We start from the raw sequence: 19,805 nt of genomic DNA, 5'->3' as shown, positions 1-19,805 counted from the left end.
GCTCCTAAGCCTGACGAGGCGGTCATACCCAATATAAAGCTCGAGCTGATTTGATTTTTGGAGAATAGACATGTCCCGAGTCTGCCAAGTTACTGGCAAGCGCCCGGTGAGTGGTAACAACCGCTCCCATGCATTAAATGCGACTAAGCGTCGTTTTCTGCCTAACCTGCATTCTCACCGTTTCTGGGTTGAGTCTGAGAAACGTTTTGTAACTCTGCGTGTAACTGCTAAAGGTATGCGTGTGATTGACAAAAAGGGTATCGATGTAGTTCTGGCAGAACTGCGTGCCCGTGGTGAGAAATACTAAGGAGCTGAAAAATGGCTAAAGGTATTCGCGATAAAATTAAGCTGGTTTCTTCTGCTGGTACTGGTCACTTCTATACCACTACGAAGAACAAGCGCACCATGCCTGAAAAACTGGAACTGAGAAAATTTGATCCAGTTATTCGCCAGTATGTGGTGTATAAAGAAGCTAAAATTAAATAATTTTAGTGGATTGAGAAAAAACCCAGCGTATGCTGGGTTTTTTTATACCTGCCAGAATGTTTGGATAGCTTGGTTAAAAACAGGTTATGCATGGACGTAACATCTCGTTCCGCTATACTAACGCCTTTTTAATGTTTGAACCGTCAGGCGTGATTCTGAAAAATGACTAAAAAAACCTTGAATATCTTACACACTGAATCATCGTGTGGTTGGGGGGGGCAAGAGATCCGCATCCTGACGGAATCTCAGGGCATGATACAACGCGGTCATCAGGTTGTTATTGTTTGTTGCCCAGCGTCAACGATTTATCATGAAGCCCATTCGTATGGTGTACCTGTTGTTGCACTGCCGATTGAAAAAAAACGCCTTCCCTGCTTGCGGGCGATGCGCCGCTGGCTAAAAGCCGAAGGCCGTCAATTTGATGTCATCAATACTCATAGCTCTACTGATTCTTGGTTAGTGGCTGCGGCATGTGCCACATTGCAAGGTATGCCACCGATAGTCCGAACCCGCCATGTTTCCACTAACGTATCCACATCTGTGGCGACTCGCTGGCTGTATTTGAAATCCTGTCAGCATATTGTGACAACAGGGGAGAAGTTACGCCAATATCTGCATACGAATAATGGTTACCCATTACCTCACATGACCTCTGTGCCGACGGGAATCGATCTGACGCGTTTTCATCCCGAAAATAAGCAACTTTGTCGTCAGCGTATTGGTATAGCGGATAAACCGACCCTGGGTATTGTCGCTACGATGAGAACCTGGAAAGGGCACCGTTACTTGCTTGATAGTTGGAAAATATTGCACTCGTGTTATCCCGACTGGCAATTACTGTTTGTGGGGGATGGTCCTCAGCGAAAAAATCTGGAACCCCAGGCTAAACAGGAAGGGCTGTCGGAGAGTGTCATTTTTCTCGGTAACCGACAAGATGTGCCTGATTGTCTGAATGCGATGGATGTCTTTGCACTACCTTCGTTTGGCAATGAAGGTGTGCCACAAGGCATTATGCAGGCAATGGCCTGTGGTTTGCCCGTAGTATCTACTTCGGTGGGCGCAATCACTGAGGCCGTTATTGATGGTGATACGGGTTATATTATCGAGCCAAGATGTGTTGAACAGTTAACTGAAAGGTTAGATGTTTTAATGAAAAGTGCTGAGTTGCGTTTGCAGATGGGGAACGCCTCATTGGAACGGGCTGCCGATTTATTTAGCATGGATAATATGTTAGAAAAAATGGAGTTTATCTTTTACGGTAGTATGGAGCGTAAATAGTTCCATTTTGACCATCTATCCGTAATAGTGTCTGTTTTCATCTGATTATAAAGTGGTTATTTTTTTCTTAATCATTTGAAATAGTGTTTCTTTTATTGTTTTGGGGAGCATGAAAACTATCTGTCAGTTAATAGAGTATTGAATAGCTTTGATGTATAGTGCTCTAATTCCAATTATCGGTTTAATAATTTTATACTTGTCATTATGCAGCCTAAAAATATTCTGGTTATTATTATTGCCCGTTTTGGTGACACTTTGCTTATAACGCCAGTGATCCGGGCGTTGAAATTACGATGGCCTGAAGCGAATATTGATGTATTGGCACATAAAAAAACGAAAGAGATCCTTGAGAATATTAGTGAAATTCATTCAATAACCGCTTTTTCAAAGGGACAGGCAAAATGGAGGGGATGGTTTTCCCGTCGACGTTATGATTTTGCCTTAGTATACCATAGTTTTCATCCTGGCCGTTTTCTTGCTCCTCAGCAACATCCAAAATTGGCGGTGATTGAACATCCGATAGATTATCAACAGGCGACTCGCCAAGATGAAATGTCAGCAATATCGGTTGAACAAGTCTGGGTTTCCGTTCAGAACTTGTTGGAAAATACATGAAGGATAATGGATAAATGAAAATAGGATTTATCGATGTCACCGTTACTATGTCTTATGGCGGTATTCAAACAGCGGTTTGGGAATTAGCAAAGGCTTTGACAGATGCGGGGCACGAGATCCATATTTTCGGCGGAACAGGTGACGTTAGGCCAGTATTGGGAGAGCGAAATATTCATGTTCACACATTTCCATTTACTCCCAGAGAACGAGTCATCAATATTGGGCGACGTTTTCAACGTATTGTTGAGCGTTATTCTTTTGCCCGTCATGCCCGTGAAAGGGTCATCGCTGAAAATTTTGACTGGGTGATTTTGACGAAACCCTTTGATTTTTTCTGGCCCAGAATGATGCCGAAAACTTCCTGCACAAAGTTTTGTTATATGAGTGGTGGCACCAGTTTTTTCAAAGGTGATCGGGCATTGGGTAACAAAATATCTGCGTGGGTTGCATGCAGCCACTTTAATGCTTGGCAGATCCAGCACCATTTTAAACAATTTCCAAACGTGATTTATAATGGTGTCGATATTGATAAGTTTAAACCTGTTAATTCTGATCTCCGGCATCGGCTAGATATCAATGAAAATACGTTTTTGCTGACTTTCGCTGGCAGGCTGGTGGGTTGGAAAGGCATGAAAGTCGCCATTGATGCGATGGCTTTACTGCGTGACAAGGATGTAAGGTTATTGATTATTGGCGCAGGTGATGATCTTAACTTATTGAAAAAAAAAGTTTCTGAACTGAATTTAGAAAAAACAGTCATTTTCCATCCTCCTGTTGGTCATGATCAATTACCTGAATTTTATGCTGCGGGAGATGCGGGTATTTTTCCCAGTATTGGTGATGAAGCATTTGGTATTACTATTGCTGAAGCGATGGCATGCGGACGTCCTGTGATAGCCAGTTATATTGGTGGCATTCCTGAGGTGGTCGGCAATGAAAATCATGCGGGTATTCTGGTCGCACCTGGCAATGCAGCGGCTATCGCTGAGGCAGTCAATCATCTTTTGTCCTTGCCGGACAGGGGGAAAGCAATGGGAAAACTGGCTCGTCAGCGGATTGAAACGATGTATACTTGGGAACATTCTGCAAATCGTTTATTGGGCGCGATAAAAAAATAATGAAGATTGCGTATATTGACCCTTATCCCGTACCTGATTATCGAGTTGCTTCGTTGCAGATTTTGCAGAATGTCGATGCTTTTGCCCGTCAGGGGCACAGCGTCTGCCTGATTACGCCAGAAGGTCAAAATCGTGTTGAGGAGATTATAGGCAGAGCATTGCCGCCTTCCGCTGAACTGATAGCTCTGCGCAATATGCGTAGAAAGTGGTATTTTCCCCTCAATACACAGAAATTGTTTTATTTTCAGGTTTCTCGCTGGCTGAAAGATCATCAAGTTGACGCTATTTTTACTCGCAATATTAAAATGGCGAATTATCTCCTGCGTAAGCATCCTGATATTCCGCATTTTTTTGAAAGCCACGAAGTTTTTGCCCAATCGTTTAAAGAATCCCATAAATTAGATAAACGTAAAAATCGCCGTAAATATCATAAGCTCAGAAACACGGAACAACAGGTTTATCGCCATTCCAAGGCCGTGTTTGTGCTGACTTCACTATTGAGTGAGGATATTTATAAAGAATATAGCGTTAAGACACCGATGATAGTAGCACCTGATGGTGTTGATATGCTGGCGGTTGAATCTACAAAAAAAGCGTCTTCTGGCAGAAGGCACAAACCGGGAGAAACAACTCAGGTGCTGTATTTGGGTAGTTTGCATCGCTGGAAAGGTGTTCCTACTGTTATGAAAGCGATGTATTACCTTGATAATGCTGTACTGAACATTGCCGGTGGTGATAGCGTGCAGATTGAACGATTGAAGTGTACAGCCCAACAGATTGGCGTGAGTGATAAAGTCAATTTCCTTGGGTTTATCCAGCCGAAAAAGCGTTTTCAGGTTATTGCAGAGAATGATATTTGCGTTTTACCATTAACGAAAACCAGCATTGGCAGCCGTTATACATCCCCCCTCAAACTTTTTGAATACATGGCAATGGGCAAACCCGTTGTTATTTCTGATTTTCCTTCTATTCGCGATGCTGTGGATGAGAAGGCGGTCAATTTTGCTGATAGCGAAAATGCAGAGAGCTTTGCAGAGCAGATTCAATCATTGATTGATAACCCTGCTGAAATGATGGCTAAAGTGGGTTACTCACAGCGATTGGTAGCAGAACGTTTTAACTGGGATCAGCGTGCAAAGCTTATCATGCAAGTGATAGCGGAAAACCTGTCTAAATAAGCGATTACTGAAATCGTTTGTAGGCCAGCCCATTGTGGGCTGGCATTTAACAACAATAAGTTCAGTTCCTAATCATCTTTTTGCTTGTATAGCGCAATCATTAAACCGAATAAGATACCTATTTCATTGATATAGGCATTTTCAAAAGCTCCCCTGACGATAAACAGACCAATAAAGGCCGTCAGAAGGATGAGGCCAGCTTGTCGGATGATCCCGCTATGCTGGCGAATGATCTGGCTTCCTGTAAATAATGTGGAAAGCGTCATCAAAAGGGTGGTAATCAAACCGAAGAGACCGCCAGCAAACCAAAGCGATAAAAATACGTTATGTGGACCAATCGAAGTTCTGAATGTCCAATCAGGATAATCAGCAACACGGCTATTGTAGACCTGATGGTAGACTTTATTACCAAAACCGTAACCTTTTACGGGATTCTCCATGATTAATGACCATGCTGAACCTTGGGTGCCGTTGCTATAGCGATAACTGCTGTCTGTTTGGGTGAGTTTGTGAAGCAGCAATTTCGTGGCGGGGTTAGATACCGCTGACCAGTGAATTGATCCGGCCAGTAGCCCCAGACATATTGTCGCAGCCAGAATGAGTTTCCACTCTCTATTAATCACAATAATAAATACTGTGGCTACAACAATGGCAACCCAAGCACCACGAGAAAGAGTACCGAGTAATAAGAACAGGCTGATAGCTGAGGCAATAATCAGTAGTAGCCAACTCAGTAGAGAATGTTTTTTCCATAATGCCCAGGTACATAGCAATACAGGGAAATAGAATAGAAATCCGTAAGAAAATTCCCGATGATTGTAATTCATAAACGGCATTTCGCCAGTTGCGTAATAATTGATGAGGTATTTCGCAATATCTGTTAGCGAGATAAGACCCATGCCAATAATAAACGCAATCAGAATCATCTTCGCGATGTGCTGTTTCTTTTCCTGATAGAGCACAATTGGGAAAGTCACGCTGAACAGCAGTAATCCATTGAGTATGGGTTTGTTCATCTCCTTGAAACTCAGAGCAGAATCAATTGAAATGCCGATAGAATAGAATATTGCCAAGACGAATAACAAAATGGATAAAAATAGCGAACTACGTAGTGAATTGACTACCTGACGAAAATCTTTTACGAGATAGCAGAGTGCGGTTGCACAGATGAGGATCATGACAAGATTTTTATATCTTGTAATATCCGGCAGATAAACAAGAATGATATACAGACCAATAATGGATAAATTCCATAAGGATTTCTTGTTGTTGCCTATGTTAAATCTGTTTTTTATATCAAGCATAGTAATTAATCTATTCTCTCAACTATCCCAACCAAATTTGGCTGCAAATGATACATGAAAACGGTATCGTAATCTGCTGAGATATGATGTTGTAGATAGTTAATTTAAGGAGTCAGTATGCCGGAGCTACCAGAGGTTGAAACCAGTCGCCGGGGAATTGAGCCCCATTTGACGGGTAATGTGATCCAATATTCCGAGGTCAGAAATTCGCGCTTGCGCTGGCCAGTTTCCGAACAAATCATGAAGCTTGCTGACCAACCGGTACTCAGTGTCCGGCGTCGGGCAAAGTACTTATTGCTTGAACTGCCTGAGGGCTGGATTATTATTCACCTTGGTATGTCTGGTAGTTTACGTATCTTGCTGAATGAATCTCCTCCTGAAAAACATGATCACGTTGATTTGATTATGGCAGATGGCAAAATCCTCCGGTATACCGATCCCCGACGTTTTGGGGCGTGGCTATGGAGTGACAATCTTGATGAGTGTTCTGTATTGGCTCATTTAGGCCCTGAGCCTCTTTCTGATGCGTTTGATGGTGAATATCTTTATACCCTTTCCCGCCACAAAAAAACGGTGATCAAACCTTGGTTGATGGATAACAAGGTGGTTGTTGGAGTTGGGAATATCTATGCCAATGAAGCTCTGTATGTTGCGCATATTCTGCCTGAGCGCCCTGTGAATTCATTGACACAGGAAGAAGCTTATTTACTGGCCGATACGATAAAACAGATCTTACATCGCTCTATTGAGCAGGGAGGCACTACACTGAAAGATTTTCTACAATCCGATGGTAAGCCGGGATATTTTGCGCAGGAATTATTTGTTTATGGCAAAAAAGGTGAACTTTGTCCGACATGTGGTGAAAAAATTGAGAGTATAAAACTGGGGCAACGCAGCACGTTTTTCTGTCGTCAGTGTCAGCATTAAGCCTATCTGGGGGCTGACGATGATCGCCCCCTTTTTCACGCTATCTTATTTGCCGAATTTCTTCAGCATTGCCTGTGCTACGGGTTCTGGCAGGAATGTCGAAACATCACCATCATGGCGTGCGACGTCTTTTATCAAGGATGATGATACGAAGGACAGGTTTTGCGAGGGCAATAAAAAGACACTTTCCAGTTCTGGCATAAAATGTCGGTTCATGTTGGCAAGCTGCCACTCATATTCAAAATCTGAAACGGAACGTACTCCACGGATTAAAATGGTGGCTTGTTGTTTTTTGGCAAAATTGGCCATCAGTTCACTAAACCCAACCACTTCTACATTCTTCAGATGGGCGGTGACTTCTTTTGCCAGTGCGGTTCGTTCTTCCAGATTGAACATGGGGTTTTTTCTGTCACTATTGGCAATGGCAAGTAAAACATGGTCGAACATGTTTGCCGCACGAGTCACAATATCAAGGTGGCCGTGGGTGATAGGGTCAAAAGTACCAGGATAAATTGCTTTTTTTTTCATCGTTTTTTACTCTCTGTTTGGGTGAGTTCCCAGAGGGCAGCATATTTATTAAATGTATACTGGGCATTCACCATTGCTAATACCAACCCTTGTTTGCCATCGAGGAACCCGGCCCTTAACAGCCATGTCTTAAAAAATGCGCCTAACGTATGGCTGAAGATAGAAAAATAACGGGCTGTGTTACCTTGTTCGTGGCGGTATTTTGCCCAATCTCTGGCGTAATTCAATTGTTTTTGCTGGAATTCCATCAGATTACGGCAGGTGAGATGACGTAAATCGCCCTTTAATGTCACGATGCGGACACCCTGAGTGTTAAGTGATTCATGAACCTGATTGTCGTTATATTGATAATGTTCGCGGCAATAGAGACGAATGACTTTATCAGGATACCAGCCACTGTGCTTCATGAAACGATCCATAAACAGGTTGAGACGTGCGCAGTCATAGACTTTATCATCGTCGGGATCTGCCAAAATCTGCTCAATTGATGTTCTTAATTCAGGGGTTACACGTTCATCGGTATCAATCATGAAAATGTAATCACCGCTGGCATAGGATTGTGCGAGTTGCCGCTGACGACCGAAGCCGGGCCATTGCGTATTGATGTAGACTTTCGCGCCCATTTCGCTGGCTATTTGACAAGTTGTATCGGTACTGCCGGCGTCTAGAACGATAATTTCATCAGCCCAATCTACGGATAGCAGACAATCTGCAATCAAATCGGCGGAATTTTTAGCAATCATCACAACGGACAGGCGTTTTCTCTTGCTCATCAATGACCCCGTGGCGGGAGATAAGGTTCCAGTAATTTTAGCAATCGCTGAAGTGCTCCCTGATTTTCGTGCAGGACTTCGGCGGCATGGCGACCGTAATAAAGACGATAGTCCTCATCTGTCAGCAGGCTATTGATAGCGGCACTCAACGAGTGACTATCCGTAACGGCGATAAGGCCATTGGCTTTATCCAGCTTGGCACAAATATCTTTAAAGTTGAAAGTATGTGGCCCCATAATGACAGGGATGGCATGAGCTGCGGCTTCCAGTGGATTATGACCGCCACGCTCGACCAGACTCCCTCCGACAAAAGCCAGATCAGCGATACCATACAAGAGCATCAATTCGCCCATAGTATCTCCGATAACCACCTGCACATTGGGATCAGGTATTGTGTCAGAGCTCCTTAATATCGAATTTAATCCCGCTTTTTGGGTTAACTCTGCGGCCTTGGTAAAACGTTCAGGATGGCGTGGTACTAGAATTAACAGTAGATCAGGAAATTGTTGAATTAATTTGCAGTGCGCATCCAATATGATGGTTTCTTCTCCATCATGGGTGCTGGTGGCAATCCAGACAGGACGATGTGGCGCCCATTGGCGGCGCAGTGTAACCGCTTTTGCTGCCAGTTCTGGCGTGACAGAAATGTCGAATTTCAGGCTGCCAGTGACGGCGAGTTGGGAACGTTTTAAGCCGAGTTCGATGAAGCGCTCACCATCTTCCTGATTTTGTGCGGCAATCAGTGTTATTTTATTTAAAATGGTTTTAATAAAGTTGCTGATTTTTTGATATCCCGCTGCTGAACGGGTTGATAACCTTGCATTGGCAATGACCAGAGGGATTTCGCGTTGGTTCAGTTGGGTAATCAAATTGGGCCATAATTCTGTTTCCATAATAATCACCAGCTTGGGGTTGACGTTATCAAGGAAACGGCTCATGGAGCCAGGCAAATCATAGGGGAGGTAAACGTGGTTGACATCAGTACCTAAAGCAGAAAGCACCCTTTCAGAGCCAGTTGGTGTCATTGTTGTCACGGTAATCGGCAGGAAAGGATAATGGTGCCGTAGTATTCTTACTAATGGAATGGCAGCCAATGTTTCTCCAACAGAAACGGAATGGAGTAATATTCCACCTTTTGCGACTTTTTTGGCACAAAAACCATAACGTTCACCCCAGCGTTTACGGTACGCAGGGGATTTACGGCTGCGCAACAGCAGGCGTAACCAGATAAGCGGTTGGATAAGGTAGAGAAGTACCTGATATAAGCGAAGCAACATTCTATCAAATTCACTGACATAGACTGCGGCTATAGTACCACATTGGCCTGAAGAAAGTGTGTAAAATGCGGCCCCTTTTATGGACAAGCATGTAGAGCTAGCTATTGCTCTATTAAGGCAGTGTATTGTCTTAATATATTATTTATCGCAAATTTTTCATACATCGTGTCTGTGATTACCGGTGGTTCATTGTAAACGAGCTGCATTTTTTCTGCTAAAGCGTCAACTGTGATTTCACTCAGATATTCTTTGAGTTTACCTGTCATTATCTCTCTTACCCCTCCCGGACAGTCAGTACTGACAATCGGCGTATGACAAATTAATGCTTCGATTAATACTGTGGGTAATCCTTCACTGTCAGAACTGATGACTACGGCCTTTGCACCATGAATAATAGGGAGAGGGTTAGAATGAAAGCCTGCCAAAATTACTTTATCACCTAAATTTAGCTCATGGATTTTCGCTTTAATATGATTTTCTATGTCTTTGGCTCCGTTACCCACAATGATCAGCTTGCATGGGAGTTTAGCCTGTGCAAAAGCTGCTATTAACCTATCATGGCGTTTAACTTCATGAAAGCGCCCAATATGCAGTAGATAATTTTTCCCGTGATAAGGATTTGGTTGTAAAGCTCTGTGTTTTATTTCATTGAAATTAAATGGATTATAGATTGTTGTTATCTGTTTTGGGTGTATTCCAATATTTTTTACCAAATCATCTCTAACTGCGTCAGAAACACAAATAACTTGTTTATTTTTATAAACTTTTTTTATTTTCTCTTTTTTTATCCAATAAGAAAGAGGTTTTTTATTGCTGAGATATGAATGGGAAAAAATGCCGTGAATACAATGCCATACATTACAATAACTCAGTATGGTTGATTTGACGACAATACGGTCAGTTTTGTGAAGATTAGAAATAACCAAAGTCGGCTTACCTTTCTGTTGGAAAAGTTCCGATAACACCTTATCCATGGCTTTAGCACGACGCTTAAGTTCATTTAATTTTCTGAAAGGTCCTTGGTAGCTGTCTGCGCTAACAATGTAGTGAATACCTTCAGGTATGTTGTAAACCAGTTGAGTATTGAGTGAAAGTAACGAAATTTGGTAACCAAGCTGATGCAAGCCGATAGCAAGACGAAGCGTCACATTTTCAGCTCCTCCACCAGGTAATCCATCAATAATAAAAAGAATGTGTTCTTTCACTGTTCTGAAACTCGTTGATAAAGCTGAATTAATTGTTGAGATAAATTTTCAGGTGTTGAATTTATCACCTGATTTCGCGCTGATATTGACATATCCGTACCTAATATATTATTAGGAAGACAATAAACCGCCTCTTCTAGTTTTCCGATATCGAGTGCGTCACAGATAAAGCCATTTTTACCTTCGGTGATAAACTCTGCTCCCCCGCAGGTCGTACTGGTAATGACAGGCAAACCACACGCCATGGCTTCAAGGATGACGTTGGGAAATGGATCATATAATGTCGGTAGCAATAAGGCATCAGACATTTGATAAAGCAACAATGTATTTTTTTGTAATCCCATGAAACGGATACGATGCTGGCATCCTAAAGTATTAGCAAGTTCTTCATACTTTACCTGTTCCTTATCTTTTCCTACAACTAACAGATAGTCTCCTGTTTTAGCAATAGTTTTAATCGCGGCAGACAAACCTTTTCGTTCAAAACCAGAGCCTACATAAATCAGACACTTTGCGGTAGTGGGAATGTTATATTGTTGTCGCAATTGCAGGCGAGTTTGCTCATGGGCAGGAAAGAATTTTGTGCTATCAATGGCATTATATATAACGGATATTTTGTCTTCAGCGAGACTAAATTCTTCGATAATTTCTTTTTTTATCATTTCAGCATTACAGATCACCTGCTTTAATGATGGTGAGGAATACATTTCCTCTTCTGCATTCATTACATATCTGTGGTATGGATTATTTAATAGCCAGTGAGCTTTCCACTTTGGCAAAATCCTTGCGCGCTGATGTAACCAACGCTGATGAACACCATCTCCAGCTCTGTAAATGTCACAGCCAGCAATTCTTTCGTGACTTTGAACTAAATCAAATTGCTCTTTTTGCCATAAGTTTCGCGCTGCTTTTGCAAAACCACGCTCACGGCTGATTCGCCCAAATTTAATAGGATTGCATAGGTGAATATTCCAATTAGGATTACTTTCTCCCTGCCAAGAGCGTGTAATGATATTAAGTTCAAGTTGTTGGTGATTGAGAGCCTCTAGGGCCCGTGTGACAAAACGCTCAGCCCCGCCATCTGGACGATACTTTTGACGGACGATGGCTAACCGTAGAGATTTCATGAAATATATTTCCTTGCTGCTGAAATGACCGCATCTGTTGGTATCAAATCCAAATAACGCGTATCTGTATGGGTCTTAATATCATCTGGATGTGGGATGTTGCCATAATCTCCAGCCCAAATCACTTCACCGATAGATTGCCAAGGTTTCCAGAACGTCAGTTTGGATGACCCAAATAATGCAATACAGGGTGTTTTCAGGGCTGCGGCCATGTGCATGGGAACTGAGTCAACACCGATAAATAATTTTGAGTGATCAATCAATGCTGCTAGTTTAGGTAACGTTAATTGTCCTGCTAGAGAGAGTATATTGTTCTTATCAGGGCAGTATGACAAGATAGTATCAACCATCTCTAATTCCCGCCTATCAGGTCCAGAAGTAATGATGATATTTTGCTGTTCCTTCTGTAGCGCTGTGATCACTTTTGCCATTTTAATTTCATCCCAGCATTTAAAGAACCACCTGGAAGTAGGTTGTATGACGAGGTAATTTTCGGCGAATTTGTACCCGGAAAGCGTATCTTTTACCCACTGCAAATCATCCTTACCATAACTCATCGTTACTTTATTGATGAGAGGAGTAAGTTGTAATGGTTTTAGAATCGAAAGGTTTTGTTCTACTGTATGCAAAGAATCGTGACCAATTGTGGATACTACTTCAGTATGGCAAAGACGCCACTTCCAATTTTGACGTTTGGGGTAATCCAGAGCGAGGCGAATAGGAGCTCCGATAAAGCGGGTAATAAAGGCACTTCGCCATTGATCGGCAAGATTGATAGTTAAATCATAGCGTTGTTGGCTTAATGTTTTGAGTAAGTCCCATTCAAGTAATAAATGTTTTTTTGCTCCAAAATTTTTCCATTTGCGATCTATTGAAAAAATACTCGAAATTTCAGGTGAGTTTTCCAGCATAGGCAAGGTTTCTTGGTAAAGGAGCACATCGATTTTTGCATCTGGATAGTGGTACTTTAATGTACTGATTACAGGTGTGATTAGTAGCATATCGCCATGATGTTGTAGTCTTATCACCAGAATTTTTTTGATTCCATTATGATTTTTTATCATTTTTCGAGTTCTATATAATATCAATACGATATGATGATTTTAATGCAGCAAGTAGCCACAGAGTATACATTTTAAGCTTTTCAATCACACGATATGTAGTGTCAATCATACATACAATCGTTCATCCTGAATAATCTAATTGCGCTGTATAGCTGGTCTGAGTACCATTAAAAACAGTTATTATCACATTTTGGTGTATATTGATGACCTTACCAACATTTATTATCACGATCGACACTGAAGGTGATGATCTTTGGCAAAACAGTGATAAAATTTCGACTAAAAATACGCAATATTTGCCAAGGTTCCAGAACCTTTGTGAACGCTTTGGATTTAAACCCGTCTGGCTGACCAATTATGAGATGGCAATGGATGATAGCTATATCGAATTTGCCAAGGATGTGATTGCCAGAGACACGGGTGAAATCGGTATGCATTTACATGCTTGGAACAATCCACCCATTGTATCTCTAACCGCTGATGATATGCGCTATAAGCCTTATTTGATTGAATACGCTAAAGATCAAATCAAAGCAAAAATTGATTTAATGACTAATCTGCTGGAGGAGAAACTCCAGACTAAGATGTTGAGTCATCGTGCTGGTCGTTGGGCATTTAATGAATATTATGCTCAATTATTGGTTGAGTATGGTTATCAGGTGGATTGTTCTGTCACGCCAAAAATCAATTGGCATTTTACCAAAGGCGATCCTAACGGAAATGGCGGGACAGACTATAGCCATTTTCCTACTCAGGCTTACTTTATGGATTTACAGGATATCGCTAAAGAAGGTGATTCTTCGCTATTGCAAGTGCCAATGAGTATTCAGTATAAACACTCTCCAATCATGAATTTTATTAAGCAAAAGTATGATCATTTGCGGGGTAAGCAGCGCTCCCCATCTGTTAACTGGCTACGTCCAAAAGGTGGAAATTTGGAGCAGATGAAAAAAGTTGTCCAACAAACCTTGGCTGGTGGTAGTGATTATGTTGAGTTTATGTTGCATTCGTCAGAATTTATGCCAGGTGGAAGCCCTACTTTTAAAGATGAAGAGCAAATTGAGCAGCTTTATCGAGATTTGGAAGGGTTATTTGATTTCTTGCGGCCATTAGTCCGGGGAATGACATTGGCTGAATACTATCAATTTAAATCGCCGAAAAATAACGCAGACTAAACAAAAATCTGTTTCTTAAGTGATGATATTATTACAATAATATAGAAAGAGAACATTATGACAATTAAAGCATGTGATATAGATTTAGCTTCTTCCAAGATACTATCAATTGTTGTTGCTGCCCATAATTTGGAAAAATTAATTCTCAAATGTATCAATAGTATAAAGGATGCTTTGTCTGATTGCGATCCTAGCCTATATGAAGTTTTGTTGATAGATGATAGCTCTTCTGACTCTACACCATCAATTTTAAGAAAGTTTTCTGAGGAGAATGATTCTTTCATCTATATAAGAAAAGAATTCAAAAGTTTAGGAAAAGTGAAAAAATATTCAGTCGAAGTAAGTAATGGAGAATATATTACTTTTGTTGATGGTGATGATTTCTTATCAGAATTTTCCATGAAAGAAATCGTTGGTTTTCTTATGGATAAAAGACCAGATATGTTAATTAGTCCATTACAGGAAGTCAGAAACGATGCTGATATAATACATAAGTCAAGTTTAATATCACCAGTTCTTTTTGATAAAAAAACAGCTATAAAGGAATATTTAATACATAAGAAGTATCAGGCTCATTCTTGTGGTAAGTTTTTTAGAAAAAAATTATTAAGAGGAAATAATTTTCCGGAAGTTTCATGTTATGAAGATGCTTTGTCATTTCCAGCGGTATTAATAAAATGTAATAAAGTATACTATACAAAAATGAAATATTATAATTACATTAAAAGTGAAGGCAGCCTTTCTGGAAATATAAACGAAGAGAAAATTAATCTTATGGCAGATGTTGTATTAACCGCTGACAGAGTCTTCGGTAAGGAGTTTAGAATGTTGACTGTGTGTCATGCAATAGATATTATATATAAGTACAGGAATAATTTATCAAGGAAATCTCACTCTTTGTTGATGGGTTTAATTGACAGTATATCTGTGTTGAATTTTATGTTAAATACGAATGTTAGATTTAGCTTTAAGAAAAAATATTATAAAATAAGAAATCACTTTAAAAGTTAGCATTTAATATCTTTTAATTTACTATTCTTGAGTGTTTTTAAATATGGGACGTTATATAAGGTGAATTTATTGTGTTTCTGGTAATTAATAGAGTAAGTTGGTAGTGTGATTTTTTATTATAATTATAATATTACTTTCTTAAATAGTTTTGAGCTTTTTATTTCAATTTACATATGATAGTGATATTATGAGTTTTTATTTTTTTATTAAGGTTAAGAAATGAGTGTTTATCCTAAAATTTCTGTCCTGATGTCAGTCTATAATGGTGAAAAATATTTAGAAGAAGCTATTGATTCTATATTATCACAGACATTTGAAGATTATGAACTCATCATTATTGATGATGGCTCAACTGACTCAAGTCCTTCAATTCTATCTTCATACGCCGAGAAAGATATGCGTGTTAAGGTTATAACCAATGAGAATAATATTGGTTTAATCCTTTCTCTTAATAAAGGATTGTATATGGCATCTAGTAATCTAGTCGCAAGAATGGATGCTGATGACATTGCGATTCCTGAACGGCTTAAGATTCAGGTGGATTTTATGCAGAATCATCCAGATATAGTCGTTTGTGGTGGATTCACAACATATTTAGAAAATCCTACTAAGGGTGATATACATGCCACAAGTCATGAAGGCATTGTTGCAGAGTGTTTTTTCCATTGTCCTGTTGCTCATCCGACTGTGATCATGAGAAAAGATAAAATTTTGGAGCTAACGGATGGATATGATCCAAATGATCTATATGCGGAGGATTATGGATTATGGAGTCGGTTAATTATGTCAAAAAGAGCTAAATTTGCAAATATTAATAAGTCTCTTTTAAACTATCGTACACATCCAAATAACCCTAGGTTTGAATATAAAAAAAAGCAGAAAAAAACAGCTGTTACTATTCAGCAGAAAATGTTTTCATCTTTAGGTATATATATTCCATTAAAGGACGTTTCTTTGATGAATCACTCTGAAGGTAAAATATCTATTGATGATGTCAAACAATGTGAATTCTGGTTGTATAAAATAGAACAATGTACTAATAATATGAATAAAACAGAAAGGATTTGTTTTTTAAGGGAAATAAAAGATAAAAAGATGTATTTGTGGAGAAAAATCAGAAAAAATTCAATGTCAGCTATATTGAGATATATAAGGGCAAGACTATACTATAAAAAATGATCCTGAGTACGATTTTTAGTAATCGCTCTTTCATTAAAGGTTGTCGTTTAGGTGGTCACGGTAATATTTGCATTTCTGACGAGGCTAAAAATAGAATTCAGATCACCAATAACATATATTATTGGATATACTATCTAATTTTATCTTGGCATTTTCATGGTTATAAAAAAATTTCCATTTTTTTCCCATATGTCTGTAATGCATTTAGCAATGAAAATAAATATTGATCCAACCAATAATAGCGACTGTTATAGATTATAATGTGCAATGTAATAATTTCCCCAGTCAAATAAAATTGATCTTTATTCAATGCCATTCTACCCATATTAGGAATAAATTGATGATGTATTCTTAGCCATTATAAAATTTTATTGAGGGAGGTTTCACTCTTCACTCAACCGCTTGTTTGATTCGGTGGGGCCATGATTTAGTTTTATAAAAATAATATATTATAGGTAGTAAGAGTATAGTTTGTTTTTTATTCAAATAATAATTAAATTAATATTTTTGTATAAATAAATAACTATATGTTATTATTGCTTGTTTTTAATTGAAGTATACATTCGTATCTCATTACATTATTTTTATGTAAAATAGGATATTTGACTGGTTTTAAATAATTTATTTATAACTCCAGAATGTTTGTATGGGGATATTTTTTATGGCAGAAATAAAAGCACTTTTTTCAGGATGGAAAAAATGCGATTTTGAACGATATAAAGAAGCTTATGCTCTCTTTGGGGGATGTGTATCAACAGATCCTAATATTATATCTTTTTTGGATAGACATCTTGATGGTAAGTTTTCCTTTTATATAAAAGAAACAGGAAATTTAATTAAAGGTGCTTGTTTTTCATTTAATAACAATAAGTTAGTGGAAGAGATGAAAGATAGGTATCTAATATCATATGATGAAATCACTTTTCCTATCGCAATGGATGCGAAACTATTTTTACCAGTGAAATCAAAGAGATTGTCACCTATTCATGAAAATAATTTTATTAATACCTGTTACAAGCCTTTTTTCAACAAACGGAAAATCTGCCTGATCAAAGACAGCTTTTCTTACAAGACCCGCCGTAACCGCAGCAACGAGATCAACAAATTCAAGCGAGCGGGAGGAGAAATTCGTCCTTCGAGTGAATTTAGTGCAGAAGAATTGGTGAATATCTATGTTGATCTGTACCAAAAGCGCTGGGATTACAATCACTCGGCTGAGCAACGTAAGCATCTGCTTGAGATGTACACAGAGCTTCGTGAGCATATCTTTGGCTATGTGCTACTGATCAATGGCAACCCTTGCGCATACGATTTTGTCTTGCGCGCAGATAGCCCTAAATGGATTTCATTTGATGCGATCAATGGTGGGTATGATCCCGAATATGCTGATCTTAGCGTTGGCAGCATCTTGATGTGGGTTAATACCCAAGAAGCAAAAGCACAGTGTCAGGAAGCAGACAAAACTATGCGTTACTCATTGGGTAATCCTACTTTTGAGTATAAAAATCGCTGGTGCGTTACACTTCCGCTAGGCAAAGTATTATTTTAATACGTTTTGCAACAGCTGCATCACTTTCGGTGGTGCAATGCTTTGCATCGTATTATCCACCGATTTCAGGGGAAGCTGTTCTTTTCCATAGCCGCCAATTAAACCCGGATCGGTGGGGCCAAACAGAGTGATATTCGGGCGATCAAGGGCGGCAGTGAGGTGACTCAGCCCGGTATCAACCGAAACCACGGCTTTTGCGCCGGCCAATACCTGAGCAACTTCAGCCAGTGTTAATTTTGGCAATATATCAACATGGGCAAAGCCTTCTGCTAACCGCAATGCCCGTTGGTGTTCATGTTCTGCACCCCAAGGCAGTTTGATTCGCATACCTGTTGACTGGATCTCTGCAATCAGTTGCCGCCAGTGGTTTTCTGGCCAATGTTTTTCATCACGGGTGGTCGCGTGCAGGAAAACCAGATAGTCACTTTGACCTTTAATCTGTGAGTTCAGAAAGTGGCGGGCGATAGCATAATCACCTTGTTCTGTGGGTTTTTGATAACCCAGACTATCAGCAAACAATGTACGGATACGCTCTACCGCGTGTTGCTGTTTACTGACGGTATGACGGTGATCGTAGAAAAAGCTGGCCAGTGGTTCGCGGATACTTTTTCTGTCATAGCCGTGTTTTGAGCCATGTGCCAAGCGTGTCACCAAAAAGGCACTTTTTAACAGCCCTTGGGCATCAATAATGGTGTCATATTGGTTTTGCCGTAATGTTTCCCGGAAGCGTGCCCGTTCTTCACGAATATCTTTTCTAAACCAATTTTTCCGCCAGCGGCGAATAGCAACGGGAATTACATTTTCAACGGCGTTGTGCCATGTCGGGATCTGGGCAAATCCTTCTTCCACTATCCAATCAAACTGAATACCGGGAAAGTGCTGCTTTGCATCCGTCAATGCAGGCAGGGTATGGAGCACATCACCCATTGAAGACGTTTTTACCAGTAAAACGCGCATTAATTCTGCTTCTCCGACTGTAACAGTTTTTCCAGTAAAGCTAAGACCTGCTCTGGTTGAATATCAATGAGGCTTTGATGATAGCCACCCGCATTGTCACCTTTTCTGACTTTATGGTAACCCGTGATCAGGCGGATCACTTCTGCTTTGTTTGATAAGGGCGGTGTAAAATCCGGGCTACTTGGGCCATATAACGCGACGAGAGGACGATTTAAGGCCGCTGCAACGTGCATCAAACCTGAATCGTTGGTGACAATAGCATCACAGGCCGCGATGATATTAACGGCTTGTTCGAGAGACGTTTGCCCCGCAAGGTTGAGGCAATCTTCACGGGCACTTTCGCTCAACCGTGCTCGAATATCTTCACCGGCTTCGTGATCTTTGGCGGAGCCAAACAGCAAGATCTGATAGCCTTTTTGGGTGATCAATTGTTCGGCAAGGGCGGCGTAATGATAATGTGGCCAGCGTTTTGCCGGGCCGAATTCTGCGCCCGGGCAAAAACCAATAATGGGACGATGATCAGCGATATTAAACGCCGCTGTTGATTCTGCAATATCTTCGTCACTGACGTCTAACTGAGGCCATAACAGCGGTTGGGGAAGATCCTCAGCACCACTCATCATTTTCCCATTATATGCAAGAGCCACATAGCGCTGAACCATGAGAGGAAAGGCGCTCTTATTCAAAACACGGATATCATTCAGCAGGCCATAGCGCATTTCACCACGCCAGCCTGTGCGCAGGGGGATATTGGCGAAAAAAGGCACTAAGGCAGATTTGAACGAGTTGGGAAGCACATAAGCGCGGTCATATGTACTGTCACGCAGTGCGATCCCAAGACGACGGCGTTCACCCAGACCGAGAGTACCATGCCCTAACGGCATTGCCAGAGCCTGATTAACCTCTGGCATTTTTGCCAGTAATGGGCGGCACCATGCAGGTGCCATGACATCAATTTCTGCATTAGGGTACAAAGCCTTCAAGGTTCGGTAGAGGCTTTGTGACATCATCATGTCACCCACCCATGATGGGCCTATCACCAATATCTTCATAG

20 protein-coding genes are annotated in these 19,805 nt (G+C 40.5%); 11 read left to right on the top strand and 9 right to left on the bottom strand.

The window, feature by feature from the left end:
• Window positions 1–70 precede the first annotated feature (70 nt).
• The 6 genes from rpmB (at window position 71) to XBJ1_RS18650 (ending at window position 4,675) form a co-directional block, all read left to right on the top strand.
• Window positions 71–307 carry a 50S ribosomal protein L28 gene (gene rpmB, locus XBJ1_RS18675; protein ID WP_012990595.1) on the top strand — a complete coding sequence of 79 codons (237 nt, stop codon included), beginning with the start codon at window positions 71–73 and terminating at the stop codon, window positions 305–307.
• 11 nt (window positions 308–318) lie between these two features.
• Window positions 319–486, top strand: a complete 168-nt coding sequence (gene rpmG / locus XBJ1_RS18670; protein WP_012990594.1) for a 50S ribosomal protein L33 — start codon at window positions 319–321, stop codon at window positions 484–486.
• Window positions 487–648: 162 nt separating this feature from the next.
• On the top strand, window positions 649–1,764 hold the full coding sequence (locus tag XBJ1_RS18665; RefSeq protein ID WP_012990593.1) for a glycosyltransferase family 4 protein: 1,116 nt from the start codon (window positions 649–651) through the stop codon (window positions 1,762–1,764).
• 204 nt (window positions 1,765–1,968) lie between these two features.
• On the top strand, window positions 1,969–2,379 hold the full coding sequence (locus XBJ1_RS18660) for a glycosyltransferase family 9 protein (RefSeq protein ID WP_012990592.1): 411 nt from the start codon (window positions 1,969–1,971) through the stop codon (window positions 2,377–2,379).
• 14 nt (window positions 2,380–2,393) lie between these two features.
• Window positions 2,394–3,497 (top strand): glycosyltransferase family 4 protein, encoded by a 1,104-nt coding sequence (locus XBJ1_RS18655; protein ID WP_012990591.1) that lies wholly within the window; start codon window positions 2,394–2,396, stop codon window positions 3,495–3,497.
• Entirely contained in the window at window positions 3,497–4,675 is a 1,179-nt protein-coding gene (locus tag XBJ1_RS18650; RefSeq protein WP_012990590.1) for a glycosyltransferase family 4 protein, read from the top strand. The genes XBJ1_RS18655 and XBJ1_RS18650 overlap by 1 nt, the downstream gene beginning before the upstream one ends.
• A 68-nt stretch (window positions 4,676–4,743) precedes the next feature.
• Here the strand turns inward: XBJ1_RS18650 and rfaL are convergent, their stop codons facing one another.
• Window positions 4,744–5,979 (bottom strand): O-antigen ligase RfaL, encoded by a 1,236-nt coding sequence (gene rfaL, locus XBJ1_RS18645; RefSeq protein WP_012990589.1) that lies wholly within the window; start codon window positions 5,977–5,979, stop codon window positions 4,744–4,746.
• A 117-nt stretch (window positions 5,980–6,096) separates the two neighbouring features.
• Between rfaL and mutM the strand changes: the two genes are divergently transcribed.
• Window positions 6,097–6,906, top strand: coding sequence for a bifunctional DNA-formamidopyrimidine glycosylase/DNA-(apurinic or apyrimidinic site) lyase (mutM, locus tag XBJ1_RS18640; protein WP_012990588.1), 810 nt, complete (start codon window positions 6,097–6,099; stop codon window positions 6,904–6,906).
• A 45-nt stretch (window positions 6,907–6,951) separates the two neighbouring features.
• On the opposite strand, the gene coaD is transcribed toward mutM, so the two are convergent.
• The 6 genes from coaD to rfaQ form a co-directional block, all read right to left on the bottom strand.
• Window positions 6,952–7,434: a pantetheine-phosphate adenylyltransferase gene (coaD, locus tag XBJ1_RS18635; RefSeq protein WP_012990587.1), complete on the bottom strand. Its 483-nt coding sequence runs from the start codon at window positions 7,432–7,434 to the stop codon at window positions 6,952–6,954.
• Window positions 7,431–8,207: a glycosyltransferase family 2 protein gene (locus XBJ1_RS18630; RefSeq protein ID WP_012990586.1), complete on the bottom strand. Its 777-nt coding sequence runs from the start codon at window positions 8,205–8,207 to the stop codon at window positions 7,431–7,433. The genes coaD and XBJ1_RS18630 overlap by 4 nt, the downstream gene beginning before the upstream one ends.
• Window positions 8,207–9,484, bottom strand: a complete 1,278-nt coding sequence (gene waaA / locus XBJ1_RS18625; RefSeq protein ID WP_038199645.1) for a lipid IV(A) 3-deoxy-D-manno-octulosonic acid transferase — start codon at window positions 9,482–9,484, stop codon at window positions 8,207–8,209. The genes XBJ1_RS18630 and waaA overlap by 1 nt, the downstream gene beginning before the upstream one ends.
• Before the next feature lie 101 nt (window positions 9,485–9,585).
• Window positions 9,586–10,689 (bottom strand): glycosyltransferase, encoded by a 1,104-nt coding sequence (locus XBJ1_RS18620; RefSeq protein WP_012990584.1) that lies wholly within the window; start codon window positions 10,687–10,689, stop codon window positions 9,586–9,588.
• On the bottom strand, window positions 10,686–11,816 hold the full coding sequence (locus XBJ1_RS18615; protein WP_012990583.1) for a glycosyltransferase family 4 protein: 1,131 nt from the start codon (window positions 11,814–11,816) through the stop codon (window positions 10,686–10,688). The genes XBJ1_RS18620 and XBJ1_RS18615 overlap by 4 nt, the downstream gene beginning before the upstream one ends.
• Window positions 11,813–12,880, bottom strand: coding sequence for a putative lipopolysaccharide heptosyltransferase III (gene rfaQ, locus XBJ1_RS18610; protein WP_012990582.1), 1,068 nt, complete (start codon window positions 12,878–12,880; stop codon window positions 11,813–11,815). Before rfaQ ends, XBJ1_RS18615 begins: the two co-directional genes overlap by 4 nt.
• Window positions 12,881–13,083: 203 nt before the next feature.
• Here rfaQ and XBJ1_RS18605 point away from each other — a divergent pair, with 203 nt between their 5' ends.
• From XBJ1_RS18605 to XBJ1_RS18590, 4 genes are all read left to right on the top strand, one after another.
• Window positions 13,084–14,055, top strand: a complete 972-nt coding sequence (locus XBJ1_RS18605; RefSeq protein WP_012990581.1) for a polysaccharide deacetylase family protein — start codon at window positions 13,084–13,086, stop codon at window positions 14,053–14,055.
• A 57-nt stretch (window positions 14,056–14,112) separates the two neighbouring features.
• A complete protein-coding gene (locus XBJ1_RS18600) occupies window positions 14,113–15,066 on the top strand; it encodes a glycosyltransferase (RefSeq protein WP_012990580.1) in 954 nt (317 codons plus the stop codon).
• A gap of 219 nt (window positions 15,067–15,285) precedes the next feature.
• Entirely contained in the window at window positions 15,286–16,245 is a 960-nt protein-coding gene (locus XBJ1_RS18595; protein WP_012990579.1) for a glycosyltransferase, read from the top strand.
• A 661-nt stretch (window positions 16,246–16,906) separates the two neighbouring features.
• Window positions 16,907–17,794 (top strand): GNAT family N-acetyltransferase, encoded by an 888-nt coding sequence (locus XBJ1_RS18590; protein ID WP_012990577.1) that lies wholly within the window; start codon window positions 16,907–16,909, stop codon window positions 17,792–17,794.
• Here the strand turns inward: XBJ1_RS18590 and rfaC are convergent.
• Complete coding sequence (rfaC, locus tag XBJ1_RS18585; RefSeq protein WP_012990576.1) at window positions 17,786–18,751, bottom strand: lipopolysaccharide heptosyltransferase RfaC; 966 nt, start codon at window positions 18,749–18,751, stop codon at window positions 17,786–17,788. The genes XBJ1_RS18590 and rfaC overlap by 9 nt on opposite strands.
• Window positions 18,751–19,803 (bottom strand): ADP-heptose--LPS heptosyltransferase RfaF, encoded by a 1,053-nt coding sequence (gene rfaF, locus XBJ1_RS18580; protein ID WP_038199647.1) that lies wholly within the window; start codon window positions 19,801–19,803, stop codon window positions 18,751–18,753. Before rfaF ends, rfaC begins: the two co-directional genes overlap by 1 nt.
• Window positions 19,804–19,805: the final 2 nt, after the last annotated feature.

Source organism: Xenorhabdus bovienii SS-2004, from assembly GCF_000027225.1.
GTDB lineage: Bacteria > Pseudomonadota > Gammaproteobacteria > Enterobacterales > Enterobacteriaceae > Xenorhabdus > Xenorhabdus bovienii_C.
This window is presented reverse-complemented; position numbering and strand designations above follow the sequence as displayed.

What these genes read in the sequence shown, in the direction of transcription:
- rfaL (WP_012990589.1), bottom strand. Translation starts at nt 5,979, where the DNA reads ATGCTTGATATAAAAAACAGATTTAACATAGGCAACAACAAGAAATCC.
- XBJ1_RS18615 (WP_012990583.1), bottom strand. Translation starts at nt 11,816, where the DNA reads ATGAAATCTCTACGGTTAGCCATCGTCCGTCAAAAGTATCGTCCAGAT.
- XBJ1_RS18605 (WP_012990581.1), top strand. Translation starts at nt 13,084, where the DNA reads ATGACCTTACCAACATTTATTATCACGATCGACACTGAAGGTGATGAT.
- mutM (WP_012990588.1), top strand. Translation starts at nt 6,097, where the DNA reads ATGCCGGAGCTACCAGAGGTTGAAACCAGTCGCCGGGGAATTGAGCCC.
- waaA (WP_038199645.1), bottom strand. Translation starts at nt 9,484, where the DNA reads ATGTTGCTTCGCTTATATCAGGTACTTCTCTACCTTATCCAACCGCTT.
- XBJ1_RS18665 (WP_012990593.1), top strand. Translation starts at nt 649, where the DNA reads ATGACTAAAAAAACCTTGAATATCTTACACACTGAATCATCGTGTGGT.
- rfaC (WP_012990576.1), bottom strand. Translation starts at nt 18,751, where the DNA reads ATGCGCGTTTTACTGGTAAAAACGTCTTCAATGGGTGATGTGCTCCAT.
- XBJ1_RS18590 (WP_012990577.1), top strand. Translation starts at nt 16,907, where the DNA reads ATGGCAGAAATAAAAGCACTTTTTTCAGGATGGAAAAAATGCGATTTT.
- rfaF (WP_038199647.1), bottom strand. Translation starts at nt 19,803, where the DNA reads ATGAAGATATTGGTGATAGGCCCATCATGGGTGGGTGACATGATGATG.
- coaD (WP_012990587.1), bottom strand. Translation starts at nt 7,434, where the DNA reads ATGAAAAAAAAAGCAATTTATCCTGGTACTTTTGACCCTATCACCCAC.
- rpmG (WP_012990594.1), top strand. Translation starts at nt 319, where the DNA reads ATGGCTAAAGGTATTCGCGATAAAATTAAGCTGGTTTCTTCTGCTGGT.
- XBJ1_RS18630 (WP_012990586.1), bottom strand. Translation starts at nt 8,207, where the DNA reads ATGAGCAAGAGAAAACGCCTGTCCGTTGTGATGATTGCTAAAAATTCC.
- rfaQ (WP_012990582.1), bottom strand. Translation starts at nt 12,880, where the DNA reads ATGATAAAAAATCATAATGGAATCAAAAAAATTCTGGTGATAAGACTA.
- XBJ1_RS18660 (WP_012990592.1), top strand. Translation starts at nt 1,969, where the DNA reads ATGCAGCCTAAAAATATTCTGGTTATTATTATTGCCCGTTTTGGTGAC.
- XBJ1_RS18600 (WP_012990580.1), top strand. Translation starts at nt 14,113, where the DNA reads ATGACAATTAAAGCATGTGATATAGATTTAGCTTCTTCCAAGATACTA.
- rpmB (WP_012990595.1), top strand. Translation starts at nt 71, where the DNA reads ATGTCCCGAGTCTGCCAAGTTACTGGCAAGCGCCCGGTGAGTGGTAAC.
- XBJ1_RS18650 (WP_012990590.1), top strand. Translation starts at nt 3,497, where the DNA reads ATGAAGATTGCGTATATTGACCCTTATCCCGTACCTGATTATCGAGTT.
- XBJ1_RS18655 (WP_012990591.1), top strand. Translation starts at nt 2,394, where the DNA reads ATGAAAATAGGATTTATCGATGTCACCGTTACTATGTCTTATGGCGGT.
- XBJ1_RS18595 (WP_012990579.1), top strand. Translation starts at nt 15,286, where the DNA reads ATGAGTGTTTATCCTAAAATTTCTGTCCTGATGTCAGTCTATAATGGT.